This is a genomic window from Gordonia sp. w5E2 (assembly GCF_036540975.1).
GTDB classification, from domain to species: domain Bacteria; phylum Actinomycetota; class Actinomycetes; order Mycobacteriales; family Mycobacteriaceae; genus Gordonia; species Gordonia jacobaea.
On sequence record NZ_CP144213.1, the window covers coordinates 1144728 to 1157492 of the forward strand.

Annotated in this window: 9 protein-coding genes; 4 read left to right on the forward strand and 5 right to left on the reverse strand. The window is 66.4% G+C overall.

Translation table 11 applies throughout. The annotated features are described in order from the left end of the window. Positions 1-3 precede the first annotated feature (3 nt). Entirely contained in the window at positions 4-747 is a 744-nt protein-coding gene (locus RND64_RS05280; RefSeq protein ID WP_049697881.1) for an SDR family oxidoreductase, read from the forward strand. Here the strand turns inward: RND64_RS05280 and RND64_RS05285 are convergent. Both RND64_RS05285 and RND64_RS05290 read right to left on the reverse strand, forming a co-directional pair. Then, the gene (locus RND64_RS05285; RefSeq protein WP_270483236.1) at positions 728-3433 is read right to left on the reverse strand and encodes an HAD-IC family P-type ATPase; all 2706 of its coding nucleotides are present in this window, start codon (positions 3431-3433) and stop codon (positions 728-730) included. The genes RND64_RS05280 and RND64_RS05285 overlap by 20 nt on opposite strands. A gap of 82 nt (positions 3434-3515) precedes the next feature. After that, positions 3516-4181, reverse strand: coding sequence for a hypothetical protein (locus tag RND64_RS05290; RefSeq protein WP_270483234.1), 666 nt, complete (start codon positions 4179-4181; stop codon positions 3516-3518). Between the two features lie 18 nt (positions 4182-4199). On the opposite strand from RND64_RS05290, the gene RND64_RS05295 reads away from it, so the two are divergent. Beyond that, positions 4200-4733 (forward strand): hypothetical protein, encoded by a 534-nt coding sequence (locus RND64_RS05295; protein WP_270483232.1) that lies wholly within the window; start codon positions 4200-4202, stop codon positions 4731-4733. 1 nt (position 4734) lies between these two features. Here the strand turns inward: RND64_RS05295 and pgi are convergent, their stop codons facing one another. Together pgi and RND64_RS05305 are read right to left on the reverse strand one after the other, a co-directional pair. Beyond that, positions 4735-6411, reverse strand: coding sequence for a glucose-6-phosphate isomerase (pgi, locus tag RND64_RS05300; protein ID WP_270483231.1), 1677 nt, complete (start codon positions 6409-6411; stop codon positions 4735-4737). 97 nt (positions 6412-6508) lie between these two features. Continuing rightward, positions 6509-6877, reverse strand: a complete 369-nt coding sequence (locus tag RND64_RS05305; protein ID WP_049698082.1) for a chorismate mutase — start codon at positions 6875-6877, stop codon at positions 6509-6511. A 47-nt stretch (positions 6878-6924) separates the two neighbouring features. Between RND64_RS05305 and RND64_RS05310 the strand changes: the two genes are divergently transcribed. Then, complete coding sequence (locus tag RND64_RS05310; RefSeq protein WP_270483230.1) at positions 6925-8928, forward strand: hypothetical protein; 2004 nt, start codon at positions 6925-6927, stop codon at positions 8926-8928. Positions 8929-8964: 36 nt separating this feature from the next. Continuing rightward, positions 8965-11481 carry a UvrD-helicase domain-containing protein gene (locus tag RND64_RS05315; protein ID WP_270483228.1) on the forward strand — a complete coding sequence of 839 codons (2517 nt, stop codon included), beginning with the start codon at positions 8965-8967 and terminating at the stop codon, positions 11479-11481. Between the two features lie 82 nt (positions 11482-11563). Here the strand turns inward: RND64_RS05315 and RND64_RS05320 are convergent, their stop codons facing one another. After that, the gene (locus RND64_RS05320) at positions 11564-12736 is read right to left on the reverse strand and encodes a M23 family metallopeptidase (protein WP_053117384.1); all 1173 of its coding nucleotides are present in this window, start codon (positions 12734-12736) and stop codon (positions 11564-11566) included. Positions 12737-12765 lie beyond the last annotated feature (29 nt).

The window sequence follows — 12765 nt, forward strand, 5'->3', positions numbered from 1 at the left end:
TGCGTGACGACCCGACAGAAGATCCTGATCACCGGCGCGAGCTCGGGGCTCGGCGAGGGGATGGCCCGTGAGTTCGCCGCGCGTGGCCGTTCGCTGGCCCTGGCCGCCCGACGCCTCGACCGCCTCGAGACCCTCGCAGACGAACTCCGGCCGAGTGCGTCGCAGGTCGCCGTGAGCGCACTCGACGTCACCGACGTCGACGCCGTGCCCGTCGTCTTCGGCAAGCTGCGCGACGAACTCGGCGGTCTCGACCGCGTGATCGTGAACGCAGGGCTGGGCAAGGGCGCCCCGATCGGGACGGGCAAGGCGCACGCCAACATCGAGACCGTGCAGACCAACCTCGTCGGCGCGCTCGCACAGGCCGAGGCCGCGATGGAGATCTTCCGCGCGCAGAACCACGGCCACCTGGTGCTGGTCAGCTCGATCAGCGGAATCCGCGGACTTCCCAAGGCGCAGACCGCGTACTCGGCGTCGAAGGCCGGTGTCACGGCGATCGGGCAGGGTTTGCAGGCCGAACTCGTCAACTCGCCGATCACGGTGTCGGTCGTCGCGCCCGGCTATATCGAGACCGACATCAACCGCGGGGTGAAGACCGCACTGATGGCCGACACGGAGTCCGGAGTCGCGGCGATGGTCAAGGCCATCGAGGCCGAAAAGGGCTACTCGCCGGTGCCGCCGTGGCCGTGGACTCCGATCGCCGCGGCGCTGAAGTATCTGCCCGCGTTTGTCACGCGTCGGATGATCTGACCGATTCGAATCGTCGCGCAACGGCTTTCGCGATTTCGATGATGAAGAAGATTGCGATGGCCAGTCCGATGGTGACGCCCCATCCGACGCCGGTGAGGGGAGCGGACCCGAACCACGTGTGCATGAACGGCGCGTAGATGAACACCAACTGCAGCACGATGAGTGCTGCCGACGTGTACCAGACCATCGGATTGCCGCGCAGCGCACCGACTTTGAGGCTCGAACCACTGAGGTATCGGCAGTTGAACAGGTAGGCCAGTTGGCCGAGCGCGAGCATGTTGACCGCGGCCGTCTGGGCAACGGCCAGCGAATGTCCGTCCGACTTCGCCACGAAGTACACCGAGATCGCAGCGGCGGCAACGAGGATGGAGACGAAGGTGATCATCGCGAGGTCGCCGCGTGCGATCAGCGGACCGTCGGTCGAACGTCTCGTTCGCGACATGATCCCCGGTTCGGCGGGCTCGAAAACCAATGCGAGCGAAAGGGTCACGGCAGTGATCATGTTGACCCACAGGATCTGGACGGGCGTCAACGGAAGCGAGAATCCGAACAGGATCGCGACGAGGATGACCAGCGACTGCGCGCCATTGGTCGGCAACAGGAACAGGATGGATTTGCGGATGTTGTCGTAGATCCGACGGCCCTCTTCGACCGCACGCTCGATGGTCGCGAAGTTGTCGTCAGCAAGGACGATGCCCGCGGCCTCCTTGGTGGCCTCGGTGCCCTTGATCCCCATCGCGACACCGATGTCGGCTCGGGTCAGTGCCGGCGCATCGTTCACGCCGTCGCCGGTCATCGCCACGATCTCACCCTGTGCCTGCAGTGCGGTGACGATCCGCAGCTTGTGCTCAGGGCTGGTGCGCGCGTAGATGTCGATCTCACCGGCCACCTCGCGCAGCCGAGTCTGACTCATCTTCTGCAGGTCGGCGCCGGTGAGCACGGGAGCGGCCGGATCGTCAGTGATGCCCATTTCCGCCGCGATCGCGCGTGCGGTGCCCGCGTGGTCGCCGGTGATCATCTTGACCCGAATTCCTGCGCTGTGGCAGTTGGCGATCGCCGTGATCGCCTCGGGCCGTGGGGGATCGACGATGCCCGCGACGCCCAGGAATGTCAGTCCATGATCGACGTCGTCGAGTGTCAACGAGTCGGCGTCGGGTGCGGGTCGTCGTGCCGCGGCGAGCACACGCAGTCCCTGCGCGCTGAGTTCGTCGATGACGCGCTCCCAGCGAGGTCGGTCGAGAGGCCGGAGTTCACCGTGCTCGTCCAATTCGAACTCGCTGCGATCGAGCAGGCGGTCCGGAGCGCCCTTGACGAGAATGGTGCGCCCGCCGTCGGGTAGATCCGAGAGCGTGGCCATGAATTTGTTCTGCGACTCGAACGGGACCTCGCCGAGCCGCGCGACGTCGGCGTCGAATCCGGCCTTGAGGGCCAGCGTCCGTAGGGCGCCCTCCGTCGGCTCGCCGATGAGTTGCCAGCGCCCGTCGACCTCGGCGACTCGTGCGTCGTTGCACAGCGCCATGGTCTCGACGAACAGTGCGAGGTCGGGATCCGCGCTCAGCGATGCGACCCGCCCGTCCGCGGTGATCGATCCCCTTGGGTCATAGCCGGTGCCGTCGACCGAATAGCGTTGTGTGCCTGTGACGACGGTGCGCACCGTCATCTCGTTCTGCGTCAGCGTGCCGGTCTTGTCGGAGCAGATCACGCTGACCGAGCCCAGTGCCTCCACCGCGGGGAGCTTGCGTGTGATCGCGTGTCGTCGTGCCATCTGCTGTACCCCGAGCGCCAGCGTGATCGTGACGACGGCGGGAAGTCCCTCGGGGATTGCTGCGACAGCGAAACCGATTGCGGCCGAGATCAACTCGTCGATGGTGAAGTTGTGGATGACCTTGCCGATCACCATGATCGCCGCGGCGAGGCCGAGGATGCCGAGGGAGAGTTGTGTTCCGAACTTCTCGAGGCGCTGGGTCAGCGGGGTGTCGACCTGCTCGATGTCGGAGATCATCGACTGGATTCGGCCGATCTCTGTCGACGGTCCGGTCGCGGTGACCACGCCGACGCCGGTGCCCGCAGAGACGATGGTGGACGAGTACGCCATCGATTGTCGGTCGCCAATGCCTGCGTCGACGTCGACGGCAAGGGTGTCTTTGCTGGCGGGGACGGATTCGCCCGTCAGCGCCGACTCTTCGATACGCAGATTCGTCGCCTCGAGCAGCCGCATGTCGGCGGGCACTCGATCGCCCGACCTGATCGACACGACGTCGCCCGGAACGAGGTTCTCGGCGTCGACGTCGACCCACTCGCCATCGCGGCGGGCCCGCGCGTGCAGCGACAGCATGTTCCGGATGCCCGCGAGTGCGCTCTCCGCCCTGCCCTCCTGGACGAATCCGACGACGGCGTTGATCACCGCGACCGCGACGATGACCGCGAAGTCGATCCAGTCGCCGAGGATCGCCTTCAGCACACCTGCGCCGATGAGGATGTAGATCAGGATGTTGTTGAACTGCGCGGCGAAGCGCAGCACCGCCGGTCGAGTCTTTGCGGCCGCGAGCCGATTGGGGCCGACGTGCTCAAGTCGTTGTGTCGCGTCGGCACTGGTCAGGCCCTGCGCGGACGTATCAAGCGCTGCGAGGACCTCCGAGCGTCCCACGGCGTGCGAATCGGTCAGCACCGCATCTGTTGTCGTCACCGTGGAGACCTCTCAGACCGTCGTCGCACTCGCTGCCCCTTAGGCAGACTCTAATCCGAATAGGCGACGACGGCTGTGCGGCTCAGCCTGCGGGTGGCGCGGGGGAACTGCTGGCGACGTCGGCCGGATTGCGCCACACGACGGGCGCCTGTTTGTAGTCGAGTGAGTCGTCGCCGGTGGTGTCGGCCCAGTAGATGACCTGAGTCAGCTTTTGCCCCTCATCGGCGTAGGCGACGAGGCAGGTGGCGTAGGACTCGCCGCGACGCATCGTCTCGGGGGGCTTCGGGTTGGCGCAGTCCTTCAGTGAGGTCGACGGCGGCAGCGTCAGCGCCGCGGTGCGTCCATCCGCCGAACCGGCGAGGCCGAGGACTTTGGGGGCGGGCGCCGGCCGTTGTGCCAGAGACGTCACTGTGACGTAGACGAAATATGCTGTACCGCCACGGGTTTGCGCGCTGGGTACGTCTTTGCCCTGTGTGATGCCGGTGACCGTGTACAGCGCCGTCGACCCGCCCGCACGATAGGCGTCGGCGGGCAGTGACGCCGAGGCACCGAAGTCGAGCGTCGTTCCGGGTGCGGTGCGCGGATGCTGCTGCCCGGGTGCGACGGTCACGGCCGCTGATCGGGGCACCGACGTCGCGGATTCGGCGGTACCACCGGAGTCGGACGAGCATGCCGCGACGCCGAGCACGCCCGCGACACAGGCCAGCGACACCACGAGCAGTCGCGGCCGCAAAACGGTAGTCCTCACGTGCGTAAGGTAGCGGATGTGGGTTCCACACAGGGGCAAGTGGTCGCCAATGGCGCGTTCGCACTCTTCTCACGACGACGAGTCGACGACATGAGTGAACTACTCGAGTCGATCTTCGGCCGCGACGACATCACCGCGGTCGGCGCAGATTGGCGCGGGATCGTCTACTTCACCCTCGACGACGATGAGGAACTCGCACCCGATACCGTCGTCGGCTTCGACCCGTCGAGCGGAGCGTCGGGACCGCTGGCCACTATCGATGAGGTACTCGCGGCGGTTCGCGACGGCGAGATCGCCGAGGCCGTCGACGTCTCCGGATTCGACGCCTGGCGGATTGCGACCGGCACCCGTGAACTCGCGATGGGCGACTGCGTTCCGCCGCTCGTCCTCGAGTTCCTCGGTGGCGACCCGGCAGAACGCGCCGACGAGCCGCAAGACCTCATCACCTACGTCGCGGTCGCCGCCGCGCTCATGGGTCGACTCGAGGCGCTCGGAGTGCAACCGGGCGACGACATCCCGCCCGAGGTGTTCGACGACGAGCGCTGGTCCTGACTCAGGCCTTGCGTCCGCGCTCGGAGCGGTACCAGCGAACCAGTGCGTCGGTCGACGAATCAGCTTGCTGCGCAGGCGCTTCGGCGTCGGTGATGACGCCCAGAAGTTCTTTGGCCTGCGTCTTGCCGAGTTCGACGCCCCACTGGTCGAAGGGGTTGATGCCCCACAGCGTGCCCTCGACGAAGACCTGATGCTCGTAGAGCGCGATCAACTGACCGATGACCGAAGGGGTCAGTTCGGACGCGAGTATCGACGTCGACGGGCGGTTGCCGGGCATCACCTTGTGCGGCACCACCTTCTCGTCGACGCCCTCGGCCCTGATCTCGTCCGCGGTCTTTCCGAACGCCAGCACCTTGGTCTGCGCGAAGTAGTTGCTCATCAGCAGGTCGTGCATCGAGCCGGTGTCATCGGCGGTGGGCAAATCGTCGGTGGGGTTGGCGAAGCCGATGAAGTCGGCGGGCACCAGACGTGTTCCCTGGTGGAGCAGTTGGTAGAAGGCGTGCTGGCCGTTGGTACCCGGCTCGCCCCAGAAGATCTCGCCGGTGTCGGTGGTCACGTGCTCGCCGTCGGCCTTGACCGACTTACCGTTGGACTCCATCGTCAACTGCTGCAGGTACGCGGCGAAGCGTGCCATGTCGTTCGAATAGGGGAGCACCACCCGCGACTGTGCGTCCCAGAAGTTCGAGTACCAGAATCCGATCAATGCCAGCAGTACGGGCGCGTTGCTCTCCAGCGGTTGAGTACGGAAATGAGTGTCGACGGTGTGGAATCCGCCGAGGAATTCGGCGAAGCGTTCCTTGCCGATCGCCGCCATCACCGAGAGACCGATCGCGGAATCCACCGAATAGCGGCCGCCCACCCAGTCCCAGAAGCCGAACATGTTGACCGGGTCGATTCCGAAGTTCGACACGGCGTCCGCATTGGTGCTGACGGCGGCGAAGTGCTTGGCGACGGCGTCCTCACCCGCGCCGAGTTCGTCCAGCAGCCACCGCTTGGCGGCAGCCGCGTTGGTCAGCGTCTCCAGCGTCGTGAAGGTTTTCGACGCGACGATGAACAGCGTCTGCTCGGCATCGAGGTCGGCGAGTGCCGCGACCATGTCGGCCGGGTCGACATTGGACACGAAGTGGCAGCGGATGTCGGTATCGACGTAGTGGCGCAGCGAGCCGTACACCATGACGGGCCCGAGGTCGGAGCCGCCGATGCCGATGTTGACGACATCGGTGATGGGTTTTCCGGTGTGGCCCTTCCACTCTCCGCTGCGCAGCTTGTCGGTGAATGCGCCCATCGCGTCAAGCACCTCGTGGACGTCGTGCACAACATCCTGGCCGTCGACGACGAGTTGCGCGTCGGCGGGGAGGCGTAGCGCGGTGTGCAGGACCGCGCGGTCTTCGGAGGTGTTGATGTGCACGCCTGCGAACATGTCGTCGCGGTGCTGTTCGAGATTTGCTTCACGCGCGAGCGAGAGGAGGAGCTCGATGGTCTCGGCGTCGATGCGGTGTTTGGAGTAGTCGATGTGCAGATCACCGACGTCGATGGTGAGCTCGCGCCCACGGGAGGGGTTGTCGGCGAACAACTCCCGGAGATGGCGTTCGGCGAGGATCGGCTTGTGAGCCTCCAACGCCTGCCAGGGTTGAGTAGTGGTGATGTCCTTGCCGCTGCGCGAGACGTCGGTGCCCATGAACCAACACTAGGTCTTCGCGGCGTGGCGCGTACTCGATAAGAGGGCAGACCGACGTCTCGTAACCGATGGTTCACCAATCGCGAACCCGCGGCGGTCAGCGACCGAGCGGACCCCTGCCGAGACGCAGCAGCAGCATGGCCAGCGTGTGGCCCTCCTGGCCGAGCGCGGCGAACCGGTCGATGACCTTCACCTCGCGCGAATGCACCAGCCGCGGGCCGCCCGACGCCATTCGGGTTGCGCCGACCTTCTTCGACACAGCGGTCCTGCGCTTGATCGCAGCGAGGATGATCGCGTCGAGGCGGTCGATCTCGACCCGCAGGTCGTCGATCTCGTCTGACAGGTCGTCGATGGAGGGGTCGAGGCGGTAGTACTCGAGATCGATCGTCTCCTCGAACGGCACCGGCACGTCCGACGCGGCGTCGGGTGTCGTCGCAGGGTTCTGATCGTTGCTCGCATCGCTCACCGGGGTGATTTTGCCACGCGCCACCCGCGGCGGTTCTACTAGATCCCATGCCGAGCAGCCCGACGGTGACGTCGCAGTCACACACATCCGACGAGCCGCATCGACACCGATCCCTCGCGGGCCGGATCGGTTCGCTCACCGTGGTGGCGGCGATCGTGCTGATCGTCGCGCATCTGGTGGTCCGCGCGTGGCTGGTCGCGACCGGCAACTTCTACTGGGACGACCTCATCCTCATCGGCCGCGCGTCGACCGTGCCCATCTGGTCGTGGGACTACCTGGGCCAGAGTCACGACGGCCACTTCATGCCCGCAGCCTTCCTGGTCGCTGGTCTCTCGACGCTGGCAGCACCCGTCAACTGGGTCATCCCGGCTGTCACGCTGGTCGTGTTGCAGGCGCTCGCGTCGCTGTCGGTGTGGCGAATGATTCGCGTGGTGGGATCGGCAGCGGGAGGTGAACGTGCGGGTCGTCGACGGCCCGCGCTCGAGGTGGGCGCGTTGGCCGCCCTGGCGTTCTATCTGTTCACTCCGCTGACCGTGCCCGCGTACATCTGGTGGGCCGCCGGCCTCAACTCACTGCCGATGCAGGCGGCGATGGCCTGGATCGTCGCCGACGCCGTGCTGCTGTGCACCGGTCGCGTCCCCGAGTCGTCGCGACGACTCGTCGTCATCCGGTCGACGGTGATCTTCGTCGTCGCGCTCGCCTTCTTCGAGAAGTCGCTGTTCATCCTGCCGGTGGCCTTCATCGCGGCGGTGCTGGTTGCGCGCTTCGACAAGACCGCACGCACCGCCGACGCGACCCCGCAATCCACAGACGACTCCGCGTCGACGCTCCCGCGCACCCCGCTCATCACTGCCTTCACGCGTGGGCGCGCTCTCTGGACGCCGCTGACCGTCGTCTTCGTGGTGTGGGTCATCGTCTACTTCTCGGTCTCCGACGCGACGGCCGGGACGCACTCGGTGTCGCAGACCGCGCAACTCGTGTGGCGCTCGATCAACAAGGCGCTCGTGCCCTCCCTGGTCGGAGGTCCGTGGGACTGGGAACGCTGGGTGCCTTCTCCACCCATGGGATTCCCGTCGATCTGGATGATCGTCCTCGGCTGGATCGTGGTTGCAGGCTTCGCCATCTGGGCGATCAGGACGCGCGTCGGTGCGATCGGCGTGCTCATTGCCGTCGCGCTGTACGTGGTGGTCGTGCAGATTCCGCCCATGTGGAATCGGTCGAGCGCCAACACGGCGCTCGAGCTCGCACAGACGATGCGCTATCTACCCGACGCCGCGCTCGTGCTGGCCCTGGCGTTCACTCTGCTCGTGGCCTCGCCGCTTCGTGCGTCCATCGGGGCGTCGGAGCCGGATGGCACCGATCGGGGTGCCGCGCGGCACGCGCGCGAGGCGGGCACGTCGCCGCTACTGCTCGCCGGGGTCATGGCCGTGGCGTTCGCTGTCGCGTCGTCGATCATCTCCACCGCGGCCTACTCGGCGTCGTGGAATGACGATCCGACCGGCCCGTATCTCGCGAACGCCAAGCGCGCCCTGGCCGCGAACAAGGACACGACGATGTTCGACCAGGCGCTACCCCTCGAAGTGCTGCTCCCGGTCGCCTACCCGGAGAACCAGATCAGCCATACCTTCGGCAAGCTGCGCGATCGGCCGACATTCGGCACTCACACCGACCGTCTCATCGTGCTCGACAATTCGGGCAACGCGGTCCCTGGTGCCGTGACGCCGCGGCGCGCGATCAAAGCCGGGCGCGGGTCGTGTGCGCGTCCCGAACTCGACGGCCCGAGTCGACTCCAACTCGACGGTCCGCTGATCCAGTGGCAATGGACCATCGCTCTGGGATACTGCGCCAATTCCGCTGGGCAGGTGCGTTTCTCGCTCGACGGTGGGGCACCCGTCACCGTGCCGGTGACGGCTGGTCTGCACGTCGTCTACGTGCAGTTGGGCGGTCGCGGCACCGAACTCGACGTTCAGCCGCTCACGCCCGGCCTCGCGCTGCACACCGGGGACGGGCGCGTGGGTGAGGTTGTGGACGCGCGCCTGCTCGGGGGCTGACTGTCTGTCGGTGGCGGCGAGTAACCTGAACTCTCGATGACCAGTTCCACCCGCACCTCCGCCACGCCCGCCGGCCGCGCCCCGGCAGCAAGCCCCGACGACGCGTCCGCGCGTCTGCTGGCAGGGCTCAATCCGCAGCAGCGCGAGGCTGTGTTGCACTCCGGCTCGCCGCTGCTGATCGTTGCGGGCGCGGGGTCGGGCAAGACGGCGGTGCTGACGCGACGCATCGCGTACCTGCTCGCCGAGCGTGACGTATCGCCCGGGCAGGTGCTGGCGATCACCTTCACCAACAAGGCGGCAGCCGAGATGCGCGAACGCGTCATCGGCCTCGTCGGTCCGCGCGCCAACTTCATGTGGATCTCGACCTTCCACTCGACATGCGTGCGCATCCTGCGCGCACAGTCGGCGCTCCTGGAGGGGCGTAACTCCAACTTCTCGATCTACGACGCCGACGACTCCAAGCGACTCCTCGGCATGATCATCCGAGATCTCGACCTCGACCCCAAGAAGTTCGCGCCGCGCGGGGTGTCGGTGATCATCTCGAACTACAAGAACGAACTGGTCACGCCCGACGAAGCCATCACCGCGACGGCCGAAGGCGACCCGACCGAGCAGGCGATCGCGCAGATCTACGCCGAATACCAGCGCAGGCTGCGCACCGCGAACGCCTTCGACTTCGACGATCTGATCGGCGAGACGGTCGGATTGCTGCAACGTCACCCCGAGGTCGCCGAGTACTACCGCAGACGCTTCCGCCACGTACTGGTCGACGAGTACCAGGACACCAACCACGCGCAGTACGTCCTGGTCCGCGAGTTGGTGCTCGGCAGCACCTCCGACGACTCCGACGACGAGCCCGACGCTCGCGCCGTCGAGCCGTCGGAGCTGTGCGTCGTCGGCGACGCCGACCAGTCGATCTACGCATTCCGCGGTGCGACGATCCGCAACATCGAGGAGTTCGAGCGCGACTTCCCGAATGCGGAAACCATTCTGCTGGAACAGAATTACCGCTCCACGCAGACCATCCTGTCCGCCGCGAACGCGGTCATCGCACGCAATCCGAATCGACGCGAGAAGCGGCTGTGGACGGATTCGGGCGACGGTGAGCTGATCGTCGGATACGTGTCGGATTCCGACCGCGACGAGTCGATGTTCATCGGCACCGAGATCGAACGCCTCACCGACCACACCATCGGCGGAGTCTCGGAGTCGTACAAGTACTCCGACATCGCCGTGTTCTACCGAACCAACACCGGCTCACGACCCATCGAAGAAGTCTTTGTGCGCCATGGCATTCCGTACAAGGTGGTCGGTGGCACCCGCTTCTACGAGCGCAAGGAGGTCCGCGACGTCGTGGCCTACCTGCGCACCGTCGCCAATCCCGACGACTCGGTGAGTCTGCGCCGAATCCTCAACACGCCGCGCCGTGGCATCGGCGACCGCGCCGAGGCGTGCGTCGCGGTGCACGCCGAGAACGCGGGTGTCAGTTTCTATCAGGCACTGCTCGACGGCGCCGAAGGCAAAGTGGCGCTGCTGAATTCGCGTGCGGTCAAGCAGATCGGCGCATTCGTCGACCTGATCGAGGGATTGCGTCGCGACTTCTTGACCACCTTCGGCCAGGCCGACGACGCGGGCGCCGACGTGGCGACCGTGTCCGATGCCACGGAGGAGGGTGCCGACATCGGCGAGTTGGTCGCCGCCATCGTCGATCGCAGTGGGTATCGGGCGGAGCTGGAAGGATCGAGCGATCCGCAAGACGCCGCACGTCTCGACAACCTGAACGAGCTCATCTCTGTCGCGGCCGAATTCAGTACGGAGGCAGCCGAACTCGACGTCGACTTCGACGACGAAGCGGTTGGCGACGAAGACCTGGGCGGAACCGACGGCGAACCTGAACCCGGCTCACTGGCCGCCTTCCTCGAGAAGGTCGCGCTTGTCGCCGACGCCGATCAGGTGCCCGACGAGGGCGATGGCGTCGTCACACTGATGACCCTGCACACCGCGAAGGGTCTCGAGTTTCCGGTCGTGTTCGTCACCGGCTGGGAGGACGGCCATTTCCCGCATATGCGTGCCCTCGGCGACCCGGCCGAGTTGAGCGAGGAGCGCCGACTCGCCTACGTCGGTATCACCCGCGCCAAGGAACGGCTCTACCTGACCCGTTCGGTGACCCGCGCATCGTGGGGACAACCCGTCTCGAATCCGGAATCGCGCTTCCTGCAGGAGATCCCGCAGCATCTCATCGATTGGCGACGCACCGAGCCCAGGCGGGGTGCGCGTGGATTCGGTTCCACCGGAGGCGTTTTCGGGCGATCCGACGGCGGATCGTCGCGCACGCTCGGTCGCTCGCAATACTCGACCGACCCCAATCGCGGCCGGAACAAGCAGATTCACCTCGACGTCGGCGATCGACACAACCATCCCAAGTACGGCATGGGGAAGGTCGTGGGCAAAGAGGGGAGCGGTGCCACCGAGCGAGTGGTCATCGACTACGGCGGCAAGACCGGTCGCATCACCCTGCTGACCGCGGGCGGAATCCCGGGCGACAAGCTCTGACACGCGCGCTGCGTCGTCACCGCAAGGGGAGACTCAGGCGGCAGGCGGTGTGGCCCTCAGATCAAAGGCCGGGCGAGGTGAATCAGCCCGTGTAGGCCGACATCCGGACGCCGTGCTCGGCGAGCCACGGGGCCGGGTCGATCTTGGTGGTGCCGTTCTTCCAGACCTCGAAGTGGCAGTGCGGGCCGGTCGACTGACCGTCGGACCCGACGAGGCCGATCACGTCGCCTGCCCTGACGGTCTGACCCTTCTGAACCAGCACGCCGGACGAGTACATGTGGCCGTACACGGTGACGGTGCCGTCCGCGGCTTGCACCTGAATCCAGTTGCCGAAGCCCGAGGCCGGTCCCGCTTCTTTGATGACGCCGTCGGTTGCCGCGTGGATCGGGGTGCCGAGCGGGGCGGCGAAGTCGACGCCGCCATGCATGCTGCCCCAACGCATCGCGAAGCCGGAGGTGAACTGGTAGAGCCCCATGGGGAGCGGTGACTCGTAGTATGGGCGGCTCGCTGCCGCCTTGCGCGCTGCCTCGTCCTTGACGAGCTGCTCACCCTCTGCGAGCTGCGAGGTGAAGACGCTCATGTCCTGCGAGGAGTTGTCGGGTGCTGCGATGCCAGGTCCCAGGTCGGGGACAGGAGCTGCGTTGCCGACGTTCGCGGTGTTGGTGGGAGCCGTCGCGGGTGCCGGTGCCTTCTCGGTGGTGCCGGCGTGGGCCGCCGCGGCCACTGCTGCGCCTGCGGCCATCGCGACGAGGGCGGCACGACCGCCGCGCAGGGCGGTCGGCGGTGCGGCAAGGCGGTGCTTGCCGCGGGTCCGGGTGCGGCCGGGCTCAGGAATCTGGCGGAACGGCTTCTCGGCGGGCCGTAGGTCGATCTCTCCGCTGTGCGTGAGGTCGAGGTCGGCGTCGGAGGGAAACGAGTCGAGCTGCGCGCCCTCGCTCTCGAAGGGGTCGTCGGCGTACGCCTCGAATCCGCCCTCGGGGATGAGGATGTCTTGCGTCAGTTCGGAGCGGGTTGGCCGGTAGTAGGGGTCCCACGTGGAAGGCGACCAGGTGGTCTGGTCGAAGCCGTCCGTCGCGTACTCGTGCTCGGCGGTATCAGTGGCCCAGGGATCGTACGAGTCGAGCTCGTCGATCGGGATGATCGCGGTCATCTCCTCGGCTGGGATGTCGTCGTAGGTACTGCCGCGTCGTGATGTCACGGTGCCGACCGTCGACGTCGACCTGCTCGGAGCTCCGCGTTCCGCCAAGTCGCCCACCTCAATTCCTGTTGCTTCGTTCCCGATAT

Excerpts from the sequence above, each read along its gene's own strand:
- pgi (WP_270483231.1), bottom strand. The coding sequence starts at position 6,411 with ATGGGCACCGACGTCTCGCGCAGCGGCAAGGACATCACCACTACTCAA.
- RND64_RS05310 (WP_270483230.1), top strand. The coding sequence starts at position 6,925 with ATGCCGAGCAGCCCGACGGTGACGTCGCAGTCACACACATCCGACGAG.
- RND64_RS05315 (WP_270483228.1), top strand. The coding sequence starts at position 8,965 with ATGACCAGTTCCACCCGCACCTCCGCCACGCCCGCCGGCCGCGCCCCG.